We start from the raw sequence: 17,022 nt of genomic DNA, 5'->3' as shown, positions 1-17,022 counted from the left end.
AACCTCCCCTCTCCCGCTTGCGGGAGAGGGGCCGGGGAAGAGGGTAAAGCGGTTGTCTACGCTGCCCCTCTCCCTGACCCTCTCCTCAAGGGGAGGGGGGACGGTTCAATGCCAGCCTCCCCTATTTTTCGGCTCTCCTCACCGGGGCGGGCCGAGTGCATCCCGAGAAAAACGATAAAGAGGGCCTCACCATGTTCAGCAAGCACGACCAACTGCAGGGTTATGACGATGCCCTGCTCGCGGCGATCCAGGCCGAAGAACAGCGCCAGGAAGACCACATCGAGCTGATCGCCTCGGAGAACTACTGCAGCCAGCGCGTCATGCAGGCGCAAGGCAGCGGCCTGACCAACAAGTACGCCGAAGGCTATCCGGGCAAGCGCTACTACGGTGGCTGCGAGCATGTGGACAAGGTCGAGGCGCTGGCCATCGAGCGCGCCAGGCAGCTGTTCGGTGCCGACTACGCCAACGTCCAGCCGCATTCCGGTTCCTCGGCCAACAGCGCCGTCTACCTGGCGCTGCTCAATGCCGGTGACACCATCCTCGGCATGAGCCTGGCCCACGGCGGCCACCTGACCCACGGCGCCAAGGTGTCGTCCTCGGGCAAGCTGTACAACGCGGTGCAGTACGGCATCGACGAGAACGGCCTGATCGACTACGACGAGGTCGAGCGCCTGGCGCTGGAGCACAAGCCGAAGATGATCGTCGCCGGCTTCTCGGCTTATTCGCGCGTGCTGGACTTCGCCCGTTTCCGCGCCATCGCCGACCAGGTCGGTGCGTTGCTGTTCGTCGACATGGCTCACGTCGCCGGCCTGGTCGCCGCCGGCCTGTACCCGAACCCGGTGCCCTTCGCCGACGTGGTCACCACCACCACGCACAAGACCCTGCGCGGCCCACGTGGCGGCCTGATCCTGGCCAAGGCCAACGAAGAGATCGAGAAGAAGCTCAACTCCGCCGTGTTCCCCGGTGCCCAGGGTGGCCCGCTGATGCACGTCATCGCGGCCAAGGCGGTGTGCTTCAAGGAAGCGCTGGAGCCTGGCTTCAAGGCCTACCAGCAGCAGGTGATCGACAACGCCCGCGCCATGGCGGCGGTGTTCGTCGAGCGTGGCTATGACGTGGTTTCCGGCGGTACCGACAACCACCTGATGCTGATCAGCCTGGTCAAGCAGGGCCTGACCGGCAAGGCGGCCGACGCGGCGCTGGGCGCTGCCCACATCACCGTGAACAAGAACGCCGTGCCGAACGACCCGCAGTCGCCGTTCGTCACCTCCGGTATCCGCATCGGTACCCCGGCGGTGACCAGCCGTGGCTTCAAGGAAGGCGAATGCCGCACCCTGGCCGGCTGGATCTGCGACATCCTCGATGACCTGGAAAACCCGGCCGTGATCGAGCGCGTCCGTGGCCAGGTGGCCGAGCTGTGCGCCACCTTCCCGGTCTACGCTGACTGATAACCGACGAACAACGGGCCGCGCTGCGGCCCCTACCGGTGCGCTCGGCGCACCCAACAGGAACTCGACATGACCACTGAAACTCTCGCCAAGACTCCCCTGCACGCCCTGCATATCGAACTCGGCGCGCGCATGGTGCCCTTCGCCGGCTACGACATGCCCGTGCAGTATCCGCTGGGCGTGATGAAGGAACACCTGCACACCCGTGACGCCGCCGGCCTGTTCGACGTGTCGCACATGGGGCAGATCCTGCTGCGTGGCGAGAATGCCGCGCGCGCCCTGGAAACCCTGGTCCCGGTCGACATCATCGACCTGCCGGCCGGCATGCAGCGCTACGCCATGTTCACCGATGCCAACGGCGGCATCCTCGACGACCTGATGGTCGCCAACCTGGGTGACGACACCCTGTACGTGGTGGTCAACGCGGCCTGTAAGGATCAGGATCTGGCCCACCTGCAGCAACACATCGGCGACCAGTGCCAGATCGAGTGCCTGTTCGAGGAGCGCGCCCTGCTCGCCCTGCAAGGCCCGAAAGCGGTCGACGTGCTGGCCCGCCTGGCACCGGAAGTGAGCAAGATGACCTTCATGCAGGTCGCCCGCGTACGCCTGCTGGGCAGCGACTGCATCGTCAGCCGCAGCGGCTACACCGGCGAAGACGGCTTCGAGATTTCCGTCGCCGTCGAACAGGCCGAAGCCCTGGCGCGCAGCCTGCTGGCCGAAGTGGAAGTCGAGGCCATCGGCCTGGGCGCACGCGACTCGCTGCGCCTGGAAGCCGGCCTGTGCCTGTACGGCCACGACATGAGCAGCGCAACCACGCCGATCGAAGCCAGCCTGCTGTGGGCCATGTCCAAGGTCCGCCGCGAAGGCGGCGAGCGCGCCGGCAACTTCCCGGGCGCCGAGCGCGTGTTCGCCCAGCAACAGCAAGGCGTGGCGCGCAAGCGCGTGGGCCTGCTGCCGCAGGAGCGCGTACCGGTGCGTGAAGGCGCGGAAATCGTCGATGCGGACGGCAAGGTGATTGGCCAGGTCTGCAGCGGCGGCTTCGGCCCGACCCTCGGCGCACCAGTGGCCATGGGCTACGTAGACGCCAGCCATGTCGCCATCGACAGCGACGTCTGGGCCGTGGTGCGCGGCAAGCGCGTGGCCATGAAAGTCGCCAAGACCCCGTTCGTGGCGCAGCGCTACTACCGCGGCTGACCCGCGTCCTGCGCCCTCCTCCGTATCCGGCAGAGGGCCAGCCGCAGAAAGGGAGAACCCGCCAGGTGCACGTGGCGGGTTTCACCCGCCCTACCCCCTGATCCGCTCATAGGGCACCCGTTCGCGCCCCGCGCGCAGCGTTTGCGCCCACCAGTTCAGCTGCACCAGGGTGTGTGCCAGCGCCGAGTTGGCATGCCGGGGTTCGCGCAGCGCGCCGCGCTCATCGAACTGTTCCCAGGCATTGGTGAAGCTCACCGAGCCGCGTACCGTCATCGCGTGCAACTCTGCCAGCACCTGGCGCAACTGCTCCACGGCACGCAGCCCTCCCGACACCCCGCCATAGCTGACGAAGCCCACCGGCCGCGCATCCCAGGACGCCGGCACTTCATCGATGAACTGCTTGAGCGCCGACGGATAGCCGTGGTTGTACTCCGGCGTGACGATGAGAAAGGCATCTGCCCGCAACAACTGCTGCAGCGACTGATGACGCTGCTGTGCGGTGGCCGGCGCCTCATCGGGCTGGCGGAACATCACGGCCGGATCGACCAGACTCAGCTCGAACTCGCTGCGTTGTTCGATCTGCTCGCGCGCCCAGGCCACCACCTGGTCGCAGAAGCGCTCCTCACGCACACTGCCGTAGATCAGTACCAGACGAATGCGGTCCTGCATGGGAATACCCTCGGTGTTGTCTATCCAGGCCAGCAAGGGTAAAACCTCAACTTAACATGAGGTCAACAGGATTCTTTCATGACAGCGCCACGCTGCATCCACGAACGCCCGCTCAGCGTCGGCGAGGTCGCCGAACGCAGCGGCGTGACGGTATCTGCCCTGCACTTCTACGAGTCCAAGGGCCTGATCCAGAGCCAGCGCAACGCCGGCAACCAGCGGCGTTACCGACGCGATGTGCTGCGCCGCGTGGCGATCATCAAGGTGGCGCAACGCCTTGGTGTGCCACTGGCCGACATCGGCACGGCACTGGACAGCCTGCCCAGCGACCACCTGCCCACGGCCGCCGACTGGCAGCGGCTGTCGGCGCAATGGCGCAACGACCTAGACGCGCGCATCAGGCAGCTGACACGACTGCGCGACCAGCTCACCGGCTGTATCGGCTGCGGTTGCCTGTCGATGCAGGACTGCCCGCTGCGCAACCCCCAGGACACCCTGGGCCAGCAGGGCACGGGCGCACGCCTGCTGGAAGTCGACTGACGGCCTCGCTCGAGCGCACTAGTCGTCCTGGCAGTTGCGCCGGTTGCTGAACAGCTCGCGCTGCATCTCGCGCATGTCCAGGGAAATCGCCGGAACCTGGGGCAAGTGCTGCACCAGTGCACGCACGATGCGGCGCGACAGGGCCCGTTTGTCCTCATCGCTGCGCCCGGACAGCAGGTAGAAGATCAGGTGCACGAAAGGCCCCGGCTCGCCCCCGACGCAATGATGCTCGTGGAGGCTCAGGCGCACCTTGATCTCGTCCGGGCGGAACAGGCCACTGGCGGCCGCCTGCTCATGCACCAGTTGCAACAGCGCCTGCGGCGCAATCAGCTCAGCCACCTCGCGGGCCGCTTCGATCAGGCAGTGGGGCATGGGCAAGCGCCTCGACATCGGGAACGTCGTCATACGTTATCACACAACGATATCGATACCAGCAGATTGCCCCGAGCCCCCTGGAAAGGCCTGCCCGTACCTGGATAGCGCAGACAAACCGCAAGATACGGGGAGAAAGCCCCTCAGACTTTCGTCTAGCCATGCGTTGACAAGCGACAAAAAGGCTGTCGATAATCCGATCAGTTGTATGACGACATATGACAAACAATAACAACAAGAATCAGGGCTAGGACATGACCACTCTCGCCTCTTCCCCAGCGCAGCAGCGCCTCACCTGCTCGGCAGCCATCGCCACCACACGCCACAGAAGCGGATTCGCCGGAGGCTGACCCCAGCCACCGGCAATGACCGGTCGCTTCAGGCCGGCCTGCCCTGCGGGGCACTTCAACCACCAACCCGACATGCAGGCTGCCACCAGCCCGCAGGGGACGGTTCGTTCAAAAACTGGGAGCACAACAACAATGACTGCACGCAACACCCTTCCCCTGGCGCTGCTCGGCAGCACCGCACTGGCGCTGATCCTGCCTGCCACGACGCATGCCGCCGGCTTCATCGAGGACGCCAAGGTCTCGCTGAACCTGCGCAACTACTACTTCAACCGCAACTACCTGAACGGCACCGATCCGCGGATCCAGGGCGAACGCCAGGGCCAGGCCGAAGGCTGGACCCAGAGCTTCATCCTCGATGCCCGCTCCGGCTATACCGAAGGCACCGTCGGCTTCGGCCTCGATGTGCTCGGCCTGTACAGCTTCAAGCTCGATGGCAACCGTGGCGCCGCCAACACCAACCTGATGCCCATCCATGACGATGGCGAAGCCGCTGACCAGTTCGGCCGCACGGCCGTGGCCGCCAAGGCCAAGATATCCAAGACCGAGCTGAAGGTCGGCGAATGGTTCGCCGTACTGCCGATCCTGCGCGCGGACGACGGTCGCTCGCTGCCGCAGACCTTCCAGGGCGCCCAGCTGACCTCCAGCGAGATCGAGGGTCTGACCCTGTACGGCGGCCAGTTCTGGAAGAACAGCCAGCGTCATGACGCCAGCCGCGAAGACATGTCCTTCGGCGGGGTGAAAGGCGACGACTTCAACTTCGGCGGCGGTGAGTTCCGCTTCAATGACAACCGCACCATGGTCGGCGCCTGGCATGCGCGCCTGGAAGACGTCTACCAGCAGAGCTTCCTGCAGCTGACCCACAGCCAGCCGGTGGGTGACTGGGTGCTGGGCGCCAACCTCGGCTACTTCAACGGCAAGGACGAAGGCGCATCGAAGGCCGGCGACCTGGACAACAAGGTCTACCAGGGCGCGCTGTCGGCGAAGAAAGGCAACAACACCTTCCAGGTCACCTACCAGCGCCTGAGCGGTGACACCAAGTTCCTGCGCATCGACGGCGCCAGCGGCGGCTCGCTGGTCAACGATGGCTACCTGTCGGCCTTCGACAACCCGCAGGAGCGCTCCTGGCAGCTGCGTCACGACTACAACTTCGCCGGCCTCGGCATTCCCGGCCTGACCCTGATGAACCGTTACACCAGTGGTTCCAACATCCACACCGGCGGCCGTACCGACGCCGAGGAATGGAGCCGCGAGACCGAGCTGGCCTACACCATCCAGGAAGGCACGCTGAAGAACCTGAACGTGCGCTGGCGTAACTCCAACGTCCGCCGCGACGTTGGCCAGGACCTGCACGAGAACCGCCTGATCATCAACTACCCGCTGTCGATCCTGTAATTTCCGACGCCTCACTGCGTCCTATCGACTCCTGTGTGTTTACGGCACTTTGCGCCCGTCCTCGTGACGGGCTTTTTTTCATTCATTTCAGGCGCTGCAGCGGCGCCGCCCGTGCCGTTCGCCGGTTCCTCCTTCAGCGCAAGCGTTCGACCATCTGCGCCAGCACCGTCAACACATCCCGCCCCAGCCTCTTCGAACGGGCGCCATTCCAGCCGGTACCCGGCTGCGGGCTGTCATCGTGATCCTTGAACGGCATCTCGATGGTGAACGACAGGCAGTCGAACGCCTCGCCTACGGCGTTGCAGGCCAGGGTCAGGTTGGCCTGGCCGGGCTGGCTGCGCGGGTAGCCGAAACGGGTCTGGAACTCGGCGCCGATGCCGACCAGACGGCTGCGGAAATCTTCCTCCAGGGCGGCCAGGCGCGGCGTGTAACTCGGGTTGCCCTCGCAGCCGGCCGTGAACACGTGGGGAATTTCCTCGTCGCCATGGATATCCAGGAACAGGTCGACGCCAATGCGCTGCATGTGCTGCAGCACGAACAACACTTCCGGGCTGTGCTCGGAGTTGGCCGACTGCCAGGCGCGGTTGAGGTCCTGCCCGGCGTAGTTGGTGCGCAGATGCCCCCGGTAGGCGCCATCCGGATTCATGTTCGGCACCAGGTACAGTTCGGCCTCGGCCAGCAGCGCGGCGATCTCGGCGTCATCGGGGTCCTGCAGGCGCTCGATCAGCCCCTCCATGAACCACTCGGCCATGTGCTCGCCGGGATGCTGCTGGGCGATGATCCACAACTTGCGCGGCGCTGCTGCCTGGCCGCCGATACGCAGCAACTGGATATCGCGTCCCTCCAGGCTGCGACCGCAGGCTACCAGCTCGGCACCACGCTCCAGCGCCGCACCGACCAGGCGCTCATGGCGTGCCCGCGGATAGGGTTCGAAGTAGGCGAACCAGGCCTGCTCGCCCTCGGCCTGCAACTCGAAGTGCAGCTGCCCGTCGGCGAAACGCGTGGGTACGCGAAACCAGTGCTGCTGGTCGTAGCTGGCCACGGCCTGGTAACCGTCCCAGGCCTGGTTGTAGGCCGACTGCCCGGCGTTGGTCAGGCAGAAACCATGACGCTGGCCGACCTGCAGGCCGTCGACCTGAAAGTGGAACCACTGAAAATGATGGCTGTTGAGATCTGGCCGCATGGCCAGCAATACTCGCTGCGGGTCACTGGAATCGATGACCTGGATATTGCCGCTGTCGAAATCCGCACTGATCTTCATGACTGCCTCGCCGACGAAACCGGCCATCAGGATTGCAGCTAGTCGCTCAGGTGTGAAGTCGTCAGTGCATGAACGGTGCGAAGCGAACTATGGTGAACGACTCGGGCCTAACGCCATCACACGTCAAACAAGGAGTCCGCCGCCATGCCCATCTTGCCCCCCTTTCGTCGCGCCGCCGTCGCCCTGCTCGCCCTGGCGCTGCTGGCCGGCTGTGCAGGGCGCAGCCCGGACTCCGGCACCGCCCCAAAGGACTCGCAGACCGGCCAGCCCGCCGCCCAGACGCAGCAGGAGCAGCTGCGCCAGCAGGCCGAGCGCGGCGACCTGGACAGCCAGTTCCAGCTCGGCAGCAGCTATTTCGTCGGCCAGCCGGAGAAGAATCTCAAGCAGGCCGAGTACTGGTGGAAGCGGGCTGCCGACAAGGGCCATGCGATGGCGGCGGTGAGCCTGGCCTACCTCTACACCGGGCGCGACGCGCCGGAGTTCGCCAACCAGCGCGACATGCTCAAGTACCTCAACCAGTCGGCGGCGGCCGGCAACCCCATGGCCCAGCACGTGCTCGGCAATCTCTATCGGCGTGGCGAAGGCGGTGTGCCGCGTGATCCCGACCAGGCCCTGCGCCTGTACCAGAGCGCCTGCGCGCAGGACTACCAGGCCTCCTGCGCGGCGCTGGGCCGGCAGTGAGGCGTCGCAGCGCGGCCACACGTGCCACGCTTCGCCTGCGGGTGTCGCCACGGTGACCGCGCCTGAGCCCGCATGCGGGCTCAGGGCTGCAGATCGAACAGCGCCTTGCCACTCTCCATGTCGCAGGGTGCGGAGAAGTGCTCGTGGAAGATCAGCCAGCGGCCAGCCTGGCGCCGCAGGCACTGAGTCACGCGCATCCAGCAGGTTTCCAGCTCCCCCTTGTCATTGCTGCCACCGCAGTGCAGCAGGTAATGGCTGACCGCGAGATCAGCGCTGACGTTGAAGCTCGGCTCATGCGGATCGAAGCGCCCCTCGCCGCTGCACATTTCCATGCAGGCCTGCCAATGCGCCTGATACGCCGGGCGCCCCTGGAGGCGCAACGGGCCCACGGCGTCATAGGCGACCACATCCTCCACGTAGTGACTCATGATGCGCGCCACATCCTTGCTGCGGCAGGCTTGGGTCCAGCTGTTCAGTGCGTCTTGCAGTTCGGACTGACTCATGGCGTTGCTCCTTCGCTCAGGTTCGGGCCTTGTGGGCGCAGCAGTCGTGCGCAGGCGCACGCTGCTCGTACTCGTCGTGCAAACGGGTCCAGTCGAGGCCCTTGCCATCCAGATCCGGCATGCCGTCCCAACCCTCGCCGCGACCAAAAGGCGTGAGGTCGAGGAAATGGAAGCTGCCCATCAGCATCTCCACGCCCCGGCCATAACAGGAATAGGTGTGATAGATCTGCCCGCCGTCGCGCAGGAACACGCTCAGTCCGTGCTGCTCGCCCTGGACGTGGTAGCCCTGCCCCAGGCGCAGCAGCTCCTCCTTGTCGCGGTAGTTGTACTGCACCGGCGCGACCTGCTCGTCGGTGGTGGCGTGGTAGTCGTAGTTGAAGCGGCTGCCATGGGAGCTGTACCAGGGCAGCGACCAGCCCATGCGTTGCCTGAAGGCTTCGAGATCGGCCAGCGGCGCGCGCGAGACCAGCACCAGGTTGGTGTCGCGTTGATGCAGGTGGGACTGATGGCCGATGCTGTCCACCAGGCTGGAACACCCGGCGCAGCCCTTGCCACGGTCCATGTGATACATGAAGTGGTAGACGATCAACTGGCTGCGGCCGTCGAACAACGCCTCCAGCCCGACCTCGCCTCGCGGCCCCTGGAAACGGTAGTCCTCCTCCACCCGCACCATGGGCAGGGCGCGACGGGCACGGTTGAGCGCATCACGCTGGCGGGTCAGTGCCTTTTCCTGCTCCAGCAATGCCTTGCGGGCGGCCAGCCATTGCTCACGCGTGGCGACCTCGGGGACAGGGTGACGATCCATGACGGTTCTCCTGTGGCTGAACGACAGCGACTCAGTGCTGCGCGGCGGGGTCGATATCCAGGTCACGTACCGGTCGCACCTCGACGCAACCGACACGGGCAGCGGGAATGTGGCCGGCGAGCTGAAGCGCCTCATTGAGATCGCGCGCCTCGATCAGATAGAAGCCGGCCAACTGCTCCTTGGTTTCCGCGAACGGCCCATCGGTGATCGTCAGCCGGCCAGCGCGCATGCGCACCGTGGTGGCAGTCTGCACCGGCTGCAGCGCCTCCGCCGCGAGCATGCGCCCGCTGCCCTGCACCTGCTGGGCGTAGGCGTGGCACTCACTGTCATGGGGGCTGTCGGGGGAGCTGTGCAGCTCCTGCTCATTGGCATAGACGAGGCAAAGGTATTTCATGTCGCGCTCCAGTTCCTTGGCGGTGGGTACTGGATAGTCGAACGCGACGACGCCGTTTCGACAATGGCCGAAAAAACAGCGTCGAAGCCGACGAACGGTCAGGCGCGAACTACTGCGGCACCTCGACGCTGACGTGGATCGCGTCGTGACGCCAGAACTCCAGGTCGCAGTCGATGATGCGCCCATGCTGGTCGCGATTGACCCGGGTGACCCGCAGCGCCGGGCTGCCTGGCGCCACCCGCAGGCTGGCCGCTGCCTCGGCGTGCAATGCGGTGGGCACCATGTCGAAGCGTACCCGGCCGTAGTGGATGCCGTACTCGCTGGCATACAGGTCGGTCAGCGAGCGCGTCAGGTCGAATTCGAGAATGCCGGGGAAGTAGGCCGGGTTCAGGTAATGCTCGACGTACAGCACCAGACGCCCGTCGATGCGCCGCGCCCGACACACCTGGTAGACGCTGGACAGCGCCGGCAGCTCCAGCAACTGGCAGACCTGCGCACTGGCCGGCATCAGCCTTGCGCTGAGCACCTCGGTGGCGGGCACCCGCCCCTGTTCGGCGACCATGGCATGGAAGTGGGTGCGGACCAGCGGGTTGTAAGACACCCGCTGCGGAGAAACGAACCAGCCACGGCGTTCCTCGCGGTACACCAGCCCCTGGGCCTCCAGCTGACCCAGGGCCTCACGCAGGGTGATGCGGGTGGTGTCGAACAGTTCGCTGAGCTTGCGCTCGGCCGGCAACTTGCTGCCGGACGGCAACAGGCCCCGGTCGATCTGCTCCTGCAATGCGCGGCAGATGATGGTGACCGCTCGCGGCGCTTCATCGCGCATCAATTTCTCCCCTTTTGGACTAGTCCAGCCCCAACACGGGGCACACGTCATTCGCTCGAATGGGTGACAAGACTAGGCAGTCTAGATGACTGATAGATGACAGCTATGCTGCAAGCATGCCGCATGCCACCACGACCTTCGTGCACAACCCGTTAAATCAGTTACTTATCCATGGTCTACGCTTGCTGAGCGCGCCATCCGTACAGGCCTAGACATCTGCAGCTGGCAAACGGACATAAAACTGTCATCGAAGGCGCTTAGATTGGCTCGGGTATTGCTGATCTAGACCAACACACACACCGCAAAGGAGTTTCCGATGAAACAACTGCTGCTGGCTTCTCTGATGGGTTCTGCGATTGCCCTCGCCACTTCCGCCATGGCTGCAGGCACCGACCTGCAAGCGCTGGAAAAAGCCGCTCGCGCCGAAGGCGCGGTCAATAGCGTGGGTATGCCCGACAGCTGGGCCAACTGGAAGGACACCTGGAACGACCTGAATAGCAAGTACGGCCTCACGCACTCCGACACCGACATGAGCTCGGCCCAGGAGATCGCCAAGTTCGCCGCCGAGAAGGACAACGCCACCGCCGACATCGGCGACGTAGGCGCCGCCTTCGGCCCCATCGCCGTGCAGCAGGGCGTGACCCAGCCCTACAAGCCGAGCACCTGGGAGCAGATTCCGAGCTGGGCCAAGGATGCCGACGGCCACTGGATGCTGGCCTACACCGGCTCCATCGCATTCATCGTCAACAAGCAACTGGTCAAGGACGTACCGAAGTCCTGGGCCGACCTGAAGAACGGCAAGTACCGCGTCGCCATCGGTGACGTCAGTGCCGCCGCCCAGGCCGTCAACGGCGTACTGGCTGCAGCCATCGCCAACGGCGGCGACGAGAAGAACATCCAGCCGGGCCTGGACTTCTTCGCCAGCATCGCCGAACAGGGCCGCCTGTCGCTGTCCAACCCGACCATCCAGACCCTGGAGAAGGGCGAAGTGGAAGTGGGCGTGGTGTGGGACTTCAACGGCCTGTCCTACCGCGACCAGATCGACCCCAGCCGCTTCGAAGTGCTGATTCCGTCCGATGGCTCGGTCATCTCCGGCTACAGCACCATCATCAACAAGTACGCCAAGAACCCGAACGCGGCCAAGCTGGCGCGTGAGTACATCCTTTCCGACGCCGGCCAGATCAACCTGGCCAAGGGTAACGCCCGGCCGATCCGCGCCGAGCACCTGACCCTGCCGGCCGACGTGCAGGCCAAGCTGCTGCCCAACGAGCAGTACGCCAAGGTCCAGCCGATCAAGGACGCTGCGGCCTGGGAAGCCACGTCCAAGGCGCTGCCGCAGCTGTGGCAGGAGCACGTCATCATCAACATGGAGTGATAGGTTGAGGCGCAGGGTGGACCGGGGCGCTTAGCTGACGCTCCACCCGTCCACCATTCGACACCCCGGATGGTAGATAAAAAGAGTGTCATCCACCCTGCGCACGACAAACGCCGCTCCCTCAGGCAGTACCTGTAGGAGCGGCTTCAGCCGCTAAGCGCTTCCATCGTTTTCAGGATTTCCCCCATGCCTTCCAAGGTCATCCTCGTCGTGCTCGACGGCCTCAGCCATTCGGTCGCACAACACGCCATGGGCCATCTGCATGCCTGGTGCCAAGCCGGGCGGGCGGCCTACTACCGCCTGGACTGCGAGCTGCCGGCGCTGTCGCGCCCGCTCTACGAATGCATCCTTACCGGCGTACGCCCGATCGACAGCGGCGTGGTGCACAACGACGTCTCGCGCCTGTCGCGTGAGCACAGCCTGTTTCATTACGCGCGCGATGCCGGCCTGACGACCGCCGCCGCGGCCTATCACTGGGTCAGCGAGCTGTACAACCGTTCGCCCTTCGTCGCCGTGCGCGATCGCCACACCAGCGATCCGAGCCTGCCGATCCAGCACGGCCATTTCTACTACGCCGACCACTACCCGGACTCGCACCTGTTCGTCGACGCCGAGAGCCTGCGCCTGCAGCACGAGCCGGACCTGCTGCTGGTGCACCCGATGAACATCGATGACGCCGGGCACAAGCACGGCCTGGACAGCCCGCAGTACCGCAACGCGGCACGCATGGCCGACGTGCTGCTGGCCGACCACCTGCAGAACTGGGTCGATGCCGGCTACCAGGTGCTGGTCACCGCCGACCACGGCATGAACGTCGACCGCTCGCACAACGGCCTGTTGCCGGAGGAGCGCCAGGTGCCGCTGTTCGTCATCGGCGACGCCTTCAGCCTCGACGCGGCCGCCCGCCCACGGCAGGTCGAACTGTGCGGCAGCATCTGCCAACTGCTCGGTGTGCCCCATGACAAACCCTACTGCGCGGAGCTGTTGAAATGAGCGCGCCGTCTTCCCTGCGACGCTGGTTACCGCTGCTGTGCCTGCTGCCTTTCGCCGTGTTCTTCCTGGTGTTCCAGGTCGCGCCGCTGGTGTGGGTGGCGGTCAACAGCCTGAACGGCCCCAATGGCTGGGGCCTGGGCAATTTCGAGAAGATCTTCGCCTCCAAGTTCTACCTGCAGGCGATCAAGCACAGCCTGCAGATCGCCTTCTGGTCGAGCCTGTTCGGCATGGCCATCGCCATCCTCGGCAGCTACTCGCTGCGCCAGGTGGACTCGAAGCTGCGCGACTTCGTCATCGCCTTCTCCAACATGACCAGCAACTTCACCGGCGTGCCGCTGGCCTTCGCCTTCATCATCCTGCTCGGCTTCAACGGTGCGCTGACCCTGCTGCTGATCCAGGCCGGGCTGATCGACGGTTTCAACCTCTACTCGAAGAACGGCCTGATCGTCCTCTACACCTACTTCCAGATTCCCCTGGGCGTGCTGTTGCTCTACCCCGCCTTCGACGCCCTGCGCCAGGACTGGCGCGAGTCGGCGGCGCTGCTCGGCGCCGGCACCTGGGACTTCTGGCGCCACATCGGCCTACCGGTGCTGACCCCGGCCCTGCTCGGCACCTTCGTCATCCTCCTGGCCAATGCCCTGGGCGCCTACGCCACGGTGTACTACCTGACCACGGGCAACTTCAACGTGCTGCCGATCCGCATCGCGTCCCTGGTCGCCGGTGACATCTCGCTGGACCCGAACCTGGCCAGCGCCCTGTCGATGATCCTGGTCGGGCTGATGGTGCTGATCACCATCGTTCACCAGCTGCTGCTGAAAAGGAGCAACCATGTCACGCGCTGACGCCCCTGCCGCCAGCCTCTACCACCGTGTCGTGGTCTGGCTGCTGTTCCTCATCCTGCTCCTGCCGCTGGCCGGCACTCTGCTCTACTCACTGTCCACCAGCTGGTCGGCGACCATCCTGCCGGATGGCCTGACACTGAAGTGGTACGCCGCCCTGTGGAGCGACGAGCGCTTCCTGCGCGCCTTCGCCCAGTCGCTGCTGGTCTGCGTCGGCGCCCTGGCGCTGTCGGTGATGCTGATCCTTCCGCTGATGTTCGTGGTGCACTACCACTTCCCCAGGCTCGACACGCTGATGAACGTGCTGATCCTGCTGCCGTTCGCGGTACCGCCGGTGGTGTCCTCGGTGGGCCTGCTGCAGCTCTATGGCTCCGGCCCGCTGGCGATGACCGGCACGCCGTGGATCCTGTTCGGCTGTTACTTCACCATCGCCCTGCCGTTCATGTACCGCGCCATCAGCAACAACCTGCAGGCGATCAACCTGCGCGACCTGATGGACGCTGCCCACCTGCTCGGCGCCAGTACCTGGAAGGCGGCCTTTCTGGTGGTGCTGCCGAATCTGCGCAAGGGCCTGATGGTGTCGCTGTTCCTCTCCTTCAGCTTCCTGTTCGGCGAGTTCGTCTTCGCCAACATGCTGGTCGGCACCCGCTATGAAACGCTGCAGGTGTACCTGAACAACATGCGCAACAGCAGCGGCCACTTCAACAGTGCGCTGGTGATCTCCTATTTCTTCTTCGTCCTGGTCTTCACCTGGGCGGCCAACCGTTTGAACAGGGACAAGGCATGAGCTTCCTGAGCATCCAAAACCTGCATAAAAGCTACGGCGACACCCGCATCTTCAGCGACATCAACTGCGAGATCGCCCAGGGCGAGTTCGTCACCCTGCTCGGCCCCTCCGGCTGCGGCAAGTCCACCCTGCTGCGCTGCATCGCCGGACTGACCGGCGTCGATGGCGGGCAGATCATCCTCGGCGACCAGGACCTGGTGCCGCTGACGCCGCAGAAACGTGGCATCGGCATGGTGTTCCAGAGCTATGCGCTGTTCCCCAACATGACCGTGGCGCAGAACGTCGCCTTCGGCCTGCGCATGCAAAAAGTGGCCAGGGCCGAGAGCGACAAGCGCGTGCAGGAAGCCCTGGACATGGTCGAGCTGGGCGAGTTCGCCACACGCTACCCGCACCAGCTTTCCGGCGGCCAGTGCCAGCGCGTGGCCCTGGCCCGCTCGCTGGTCACCCGCCCGCGCCTGCTGCTGCTCGACGAGCCGCTGTCGGCCCTCGACGCCCGCATTCGCAAACACCTGCGCGAGCAGATCCGCGCCATCCAGCAGGAACTGAACCTGACCACCATCTTCGTCACCCACGACCAGGAAGAGGCGCTGACCATGAGCGACCGCATCTTCCTCATGAACGCCGGCAAGATCGTCCAGAGCGGCGACGCCGAGACTCTCTACACCGCCCCCGTGGACGCCTTCGCCGCCGGTTTCATCGGCAACTACAACCTGCTCGAGGCCGATGCCGCCAGCCGCCTGCTGGAGCAGACGGTGAGTTCGCGCGTGGCGATTCGTCCGGAAGCCATCGCCTTCGCCGAGCATGGCATCGGCGCGAAAATCGTCAGCCACAGCCTGCTGGGCAACGTCGTGCGCTACCGCATCGACGCCCGCGGTGTGGAGCTGTTCGTCGACGTGCTCAATCGCTCGGCGGATGAACTCTACAGCTGCGGCCAGCAGGTCAGCCTGCAGATCGATGTCGGCGCAATCCGGGAGGTGGCGTGATGGCCCTGGTCATATTCGATCTGGACGAAACCCTGATCCACGGCGACTGCTCCACCCTGTGGACCGAGGAAATGGTGAAGATCGGCTGGGCCGATGGCGATTCCTTCATCAGCCACGAGCAGGAGCTGATGCGCCAGTACGCCAGCGGGACCCTGGCCATGGAGGACTACATGGCCTTCACCCTGTCGCCGCTGGTCGGGCGCACGCCCGAGGAAGTCGCCCACGTGGTCGAGCCCTTCGTCGAGGACGTGATCGAGCCGATCTTCTACAGCGACGCCAGCCGCTGCCTGGCCCGGCACCGCGAAGCCGGCGACCGCCTGCTGGTGATCTCCGCCTCGGCGCACTTCCTGGTCAGCGCGATTGCCGAACGCTTCGGCATCGGCGAAGTGCTGGCCATCGACCTGGAACAACAGCGGGGCTTCTACACCGGACGCACCGAAGGCGTGCTGACCTATCGCGAAGGCAAGGTGACGCGCCTGCATGCCTGGCTCAGTGAACAGGGCGAAAGCCTGGCCGGGGCCGCCTTCTACTCCGACTCGCGCAACGACCTGCCGCTGCTGCAACTGGTGGAAAAGCCCTTCACCGTCAACCCGGACCCGGTCCTGCGCGCCCACGCCGAACAGGCGGGCTGGCCGATCCTCAACTGGCGCTGAGCGCGCCAGCCGGGGCCTGCATGATCCCTTCGCACGCCTCGATCAACGCCGCCGCCAACTCACGCGCATAACCGGGCAACTGGTTGCGCGCGTGCAGGGCCACCTCCACCGGTGCCACGGCGGCAAAGCCTTCGGCGGCCCCCAGTTCGCGGTGCGCCGCGGTGATCAGGCGGCGCGGCAGCAGAGTCAGGCCCAGGCCGCCTTCGGCCGCCGCGCTGACGCCCGGCAGGCTGCTGCTGACATAGGCGATGCGCCAGGGCTTGCCCATGGCATCCAGGGCGTGGGTCATTTCCAGGCGATACAGGCCATTGGGCGGGAACACCGCCAGCGGCACCGGGTTGCGCGCCAGCACCGGCCGTGCGCGGCTGTCCAGCCAGGCCAGGGGCTCGGCCCAGCTGGCCAGCCCCTTGGCGCTGCCGGCGCGCTGCTTGATCAGCGCCAGATCCAGCTCGCCGGCGTTGAACGCACGCCACACGTCGTGACTGAGGCCGCTGGTGATCTCCAGGCGGATGCCAGGGTGCGCGTCGGCGAAATCCGCCAGGTAAGGGGTCAGGCTGTTGGCCGCGAAATCGTCCGGCACGCCAAGCCGCACCTCACCCTCCACCGCACTCTGGCCCAGCGCGAGCAGCGCTTCGTCCATCAGCGCAACGATGCGATTGGCATAACCGAGCAGGCGTTCACCTTCGGTGGTGGTCACCACGTAGCGGCCGCTGCGGTCGAGCAGCTCGGCGCCGATCTGCTCCTCCAGGCGCCGCACCTGCTGGCTGACCGTGGACTGGGTCAGGTGCAGGCTGGCCGCGGCACGGGTGAAGCCACCGGTCTGGACCACGGCGAGAAAGCTGCGCAACAGCACGGGATCGAGCATATCGACACCTATCATGAAAACCACTGACAGGGATTCTACTATTTAATTTCCGAATCCAGGCGCAAATTCCTATAGTGCATGGGAGACCGTTTTCCGCG

At 65.3% G+C, this 17,022-nt stretch carries 19 protein-coding genes; 11 read left to right on the top strand and 8 right to left on the bottom strand.

From position 1 onward, the window contains the following. Positions 1-191: 191 nt before the first annotated feature. Together glyA and gcvT are read left to right on the top strand one after the other, a co-directional pair. A complete protein-coding gene (gene glyA, locus FIV02_RS06815; RefSeq protein ID WP_152488183.1) occupies positions 192-1,445 on the top strand; it encodes a serine hydroxymethyltransferase in 1,254 nt (417 codons plus the stop codon). 69 nt (positions 1,446-1,514) lie between these two features. Then, the gene (gene gcvT / locus FIV02_RS06810) at positions 1,515-2,639 is read left to right on the top strand and encodes a glycine cleavage system aminomethyltransferase GcvT (RefSeq protein ID WP_037056998.1); all 1,125 of its coding nucleotides are present in this window, start codon (positions 1,515-1,517) and stop codon (positions 2,637-2,639) included. 90 nt (positions 2,640-2,729) lie between these two features. Here the strand turns inward: gcvT and FIV02_RS06805 are convergent, their stop codons facing one another. Beyond that, positions 2,730-3,344, bottom strand: coding sequence for an NADPH-dependent FMN reductase (locus tag FIV02_RS06805; RefSeq protein ID WP_230622741.1), 615 nt, complete (start codon positions 3,342-3,344; stop codon positions 2,730-2,732). 42 nt (positions 3,345-3,386) lie between these two features. On the opposite strand from FIV02_RS06805, the gene soxR reads away from it, so the two are divergent. Continuing rightward, the gene (soxR, locus tag FIV02_RS06800) at positions 3,387-3,845 is read left to right on the top strand and encodes a redox-sensitive transcriptional activator SoxR (RefSeq protein ID WP_037056995.1); all 459 of its coding nucleotides are present in this window, start codon (positions 3,387-3,389) and stop codon (positions 3,843-3,845) included. A gap of 18 nt (positions 3,846-3,863) precedes the next feature. On the opposite strand, the gene FIV02_RS06795 is transcribed toward soxR, so the two are convergent. Beyond that, the gene (locus FIV02_RS06795; RefSeq protein WP_152488182.1) at positions 3,864-4,217 is read right to left on the bottom strand and encodes a 5-carboxymethyl-2-hydroxymuconate Delta-isomerase; all 354 of its coding nucleotides are present in this window, start codon (positions 4,215-4,217) and stop codon (positions 3,864-3,866) included. 482 nt (positions 4,218-4,699) lie between these two features. Between FIV02_RS06795 and FIV02_RS06790 the strand changes: the two genes are divergently transcribed. Then, the gene (locus FIV02_RS06790) at positions 4,700-5,959 is read left to right on the top strand and encodes an OprD family porin (protein ID WP_152488181.1); all 1,260 of its coding nucleotides are present in this window, start codon (positions 4,700-4,702) and stop codon (positions 5,957-5,959) included. A gap of 133 nt (positions 5,960-6,092) precedes the next feature. On the opposite strand, the gene FIV02_RS06785 is transcribed toward FIV02_RS06790, so the two are convergent. Beyond that, positions 6,093-7,220 (bottom strand): M14-type cytosolic carboxypeptidase, encoded by a 1,128-nt coding sequence (locus tag FIV02_RS06785; protein WP_152490093.1) that lies wholly within the window; start codon positions 7,218-7,220, stop codon positions 6,093-6,095. A 144-nt stretch (positions 7,221-7,364) separates the two neighbouring features. Between FIV02_RS06785 and FIV02_RS06780 the strand changes: the two genes are divergently transcribed. After that, positions 7,365-7,901: a tetratricopeptide repeat protein gene (locus FIV02_RS06780; protein WP_134677402.1), complete on the top strand. Its 537-nt coding sequence runs from the start codon at positions 7,365-7,367 to the stop codon at positions 7,899-7,901. Between the two features lie 80 nt (positions 7,902-7,981). Here the strand turns inward: FIV02_RS06780 and FIV02_RS06775 are convergent, their stop codons facing one another. From FIV02_RS06775 to FIV02_RS06760, 4 genes are all read right to left on the bottom strand, one after another. Beyond that, a complete protein-coding gene (locus tag FIV02_RS06775) occupies positions 7,982-8,404 on the bottom strand; it encodes a nuclear transport factor 2 family protein (protein WP_152488180.1) in 423 nt (140 codons plus the stop codon). Between the two features lie 16 nt (positions 8,405-8,420). Next, positions 8,421-9,209 (bottom strand): DUF899 domain-containing protein, encoded by a 789-nt coding sequence (locus tag FIV02_RS06770; protein ID WP_152488179.1) that lies wholly within the window; start codon positions 9,207-9,209, stop codon positions 8,421-8,423. A 31-nt stretch (positions 9,210-9,240) separates the two neighbouring features. Further along, positions 9,241-9,603 carry a YciI family protein gene (locus FIV02_RS06765; protein WP_037056978.1) on the bottom strand — a complete coding sequence of 121 codons (363 nt, stop codon included), beginning with the start codon at positions 9,601-9,603 and terminating at the stop codon, positions 9,241-9,243. 109 nt (positions 9,604-9,712) lie between these two features. Next, positions 9,713-10,429 (bottom strand): UTRA domain-containing protein, encoded by a 717-nt coding sequence (locus tag FIV02_RS06760; protein WP_037056975.1) that lies wholly within the window; start codon positions 10,427-10,429, stop codon positions 9,713-9,715. Positions 10,430-10,745: 316 nt separating this feature from the next. On the opposite strand from FIV02_RS06760, the gene FIV02_RS06755 reads away from it, so the two are divergent. The 6 genes from FIV02_RS06755 (at position 10,746) to FIV02_RS06730 (ending at position 16,059) form a co-directional block, all read left to right on the top strand. Continuing rightward, positions 10,746-11,804, top strand: coding sequence for an ABC transporter substrate-binding protein (locus FIV02_RS06755; protein WP_037056973.1), 1,059 nt, complete (start codon positions 10,746-10,748; stop codon positions 11,802-11,804). A gap of 186 nt (positions 11,805-11,990) precedes the next feature. Next, complete coding sequence (locus tag FIV02_RS06750) at positions 11,991-12,797, top strand: alkaline phosphatase family protein (RefSeq protein ID WP_152488178.1); 807 nt, start codon at positions 11,991-11,993, stop codon at positions 12,795-12,797. After that, on the top strand, positions 12,794-13,639 hold the full coding sequence (locus FIV02_RS06745; protein ID WP_152488177.1) for an ABC transporter permease subunit: 846 nt from the start codon (positions 12,794-12,796) through the stop codon (positions 13,637-13,639). The genes FIV02_RS06750 and FIV02_RS06745 overlap by 4 nt, the downstream gene beginning before the upstream one ends. Continuing rightward, entirely contained in the window at positions 13,626-14,423 is a 798-nt protein-coding gene (locus FIV02_RS06740; protein WP_152488176.1) for an ABC transporter permease, read from the top strand. Before FIV02_RS06745 ends, FIV02_RS06740 begins: the two co-directional genes overlap by 14 nt. Next, positions 14,420-15,406 carry an ABC transporter ATP-binding protein gene (locus FIV02_RS06735; RefSeq protein WP_037056963.1) on the top strand — a complete coding sequence of 329 codons (987 nt, stop codon included), beginning with the start codon at positions 14,420-14,422 and terminating at the stop codon, positions 15,404-15,406. Before FIV02_RS06740 ends, FIV02_RS06735 begins: the two co-directional genes overlap by 4 nt. After that, positions 15,406-16,059 carry an HAD family phosphatase gene (locus FIV02_RS06730; protein ID WP_037056961.1) on the top strand — a complete coding sequence of 218 codons (654 nt, stop codon included), beginning with the start codon at positions 15,406-15,408 and terminating at the stop codon, positions 16,057-16,059. Before FIV02_RS06735 ends, FIV02_RS06730 begins: the two co-directional genes overlap by 1 nt. On the opposite strand, the gene FIV02_RS06725 is transcribed toward FIV02_RS06730, so the two are convergent. Further along, the gene (locus FIV02_RS06725; RefSeq protein ID WP_047587649.1) at positions 16,046-16,924 is read right to left on the bottom strand and encodes a LysR substrate-binding domain-containing protein; all 879 of its coding nucleotides are present in this window, start codon (positions 16,922-16,924) and stop codon (positions 16,046-16,048) included. The genes FIV02_RS06730 and FIV02_RS06725 overlap by 14 nt on opposite strands. Between the last annotated feature and the right edge of the window lie 98 nt (positions 16,925-17,022).

Origin of the sequence: Pseudomonas sp. THAF187a (assembly GCF_009363395.1) — a bacterium.
GTDB classification, from domain to species: Bacteria; Pseudomonadota; Gammaproteobacteria; order Pseudomonadales; family Pseudomonadaceae; genus Aquipseudomonas; species Aquipseudomonas khazarica.
The sequence above is the reverse complement of the archived record's forward strand: the minus strand, read 5'-3'. Positions and strand labels throughout refer to the sequence as shown.

Excerpts from the sequence above, each read along its gene's own strand:
- glyA (WP_152488183.1), top strand. The coding sequence starts at position 192 with ATGTTCAGCAAGCACGACCAACTGCAGGGTTATGACGATGCCCTGCTC.
- gcvT (WP_037056998.1), top strand. The coding sequence starts at position 1,515 with ATGACCACTGAAACTCTCGCCAAGACTCCCCTGCACGCCCTGCATATC.
- soxR (WP_037056995.1), top strand. The coding sequence starts at position 3,387 with ATGACAGCGCCACGCTGCATCCACGAACGCCCGCTCAGCGTCGGCGAG.
- FIV02_RS06795 (WP_152488182.1), bottom strand. The coding sequence starts at position 4,217 with ATGCCCCACTGCCTGATCGAAGCGGCCCGCGAGGTGGCTGAGCTGATT.
- FIV02_RS06790 (WP_152488181.1), top strand. The coding sequence starts at position 4,700 with ATGACTGCACGCAACACCCTTCCCCTGGCGCTGCTCGGCAGCACCGCA.
- FIV02_RS06785 (WP_152490093.1), bottom strand. The coding sequence starts at position 7,220 with ATGAAGATCAGTGCGGATTTCGACAGCGGCAATATCCAGGTCATCGAT.
- FIV02_RS06780 (WP_134677402.1), top strand. The coding sequence starts at position 7,365 with ATGCCCATCTTGCCCCCCTTTCGTCGCGCCGCCGTCGCCCTGCTCGCC.
- FIV02_RS06775 (WP_152488180.1), bottom strand. The coding sequence starts at position 8,404 with ATGAGTCAGTCCGAACTGCAAGACGCACTGAACAGCTGGACCCAAGCC.
- FIV02_RS06770 (WP_152488179.1), bottom strand. The coding sequence starts at position 9,209 with ATGGATCGTCACCCTGTCCCCGAGGTCGCCACGCGTGAGCAATGGCTG.
- FIV02_RS06765 (WP_037056978.1), bottom strand. The coding sequence starts at position 9,603 with ATGAAATACCTTTGCCTCGTCTATGCCAATGAGCAGGAGCTGCACAGC.
- FIV02_RS06760 (WP_037056975.1), bottom strand. The coding sequence starts at position 10,429 with ATGCGCGATGAAGCGCCGCGAGCGGTCACCATCATCTGCCGCGCATTG.
- FIV02_RS06755 (WP_037056973.1), top strand. The coding sequence starts at position 10,746 with ATGAAACAACTGCTGCTGGCTTCTCTGATGGGTTCTGCGATTGCCCTC.
- FIV02_RS06750 (WP_152488178.1), top strand. The coding sequence starts at position 11,991 with ATGCCTTCCAAGGTCATCCTCGTCGTGCTCGACGGCCTCAGCCATTCG.
- FIV02_RS06745 (WP_152488177.1), top strand. The coding sequence starts at position 12,794 with ATGAGCGCGCCGTCTTCCCTGCGACGCTGGTTACCGCTGCTGTGCCTG.
- FIV02_RS06740 (WP_152488176.1), top strand. The coding sequence starts at position 13,626 with ATGTCACGCGCTGACGCCCCTGCCGCCAGCCTCTACCACCGTGTCGTG.
- FIV02_RS06735 (WP_037056963.1), top strand. The coding sequence starts at position 14,420 with ATGAGCTTCCTGAGCATCCAAAACCTGCATAAAAGCTACGGCGACACC.
- FIV02_RS06730 (WP_037056961.1), top strand. The coding sequence starts at position 15,406 with ATGGCCCTGGTCATATTCGATCTGGACGAAACCCTGATCCACGGCGAC.
- FIV02_RS06725 (WP_047587649.1), bottom strand. The coding sequence starts at position 16,924 with ATGCTCGATCCCGTGCTGTTGCGCAGCTTTCTCGCCGTGGTCCAGACC.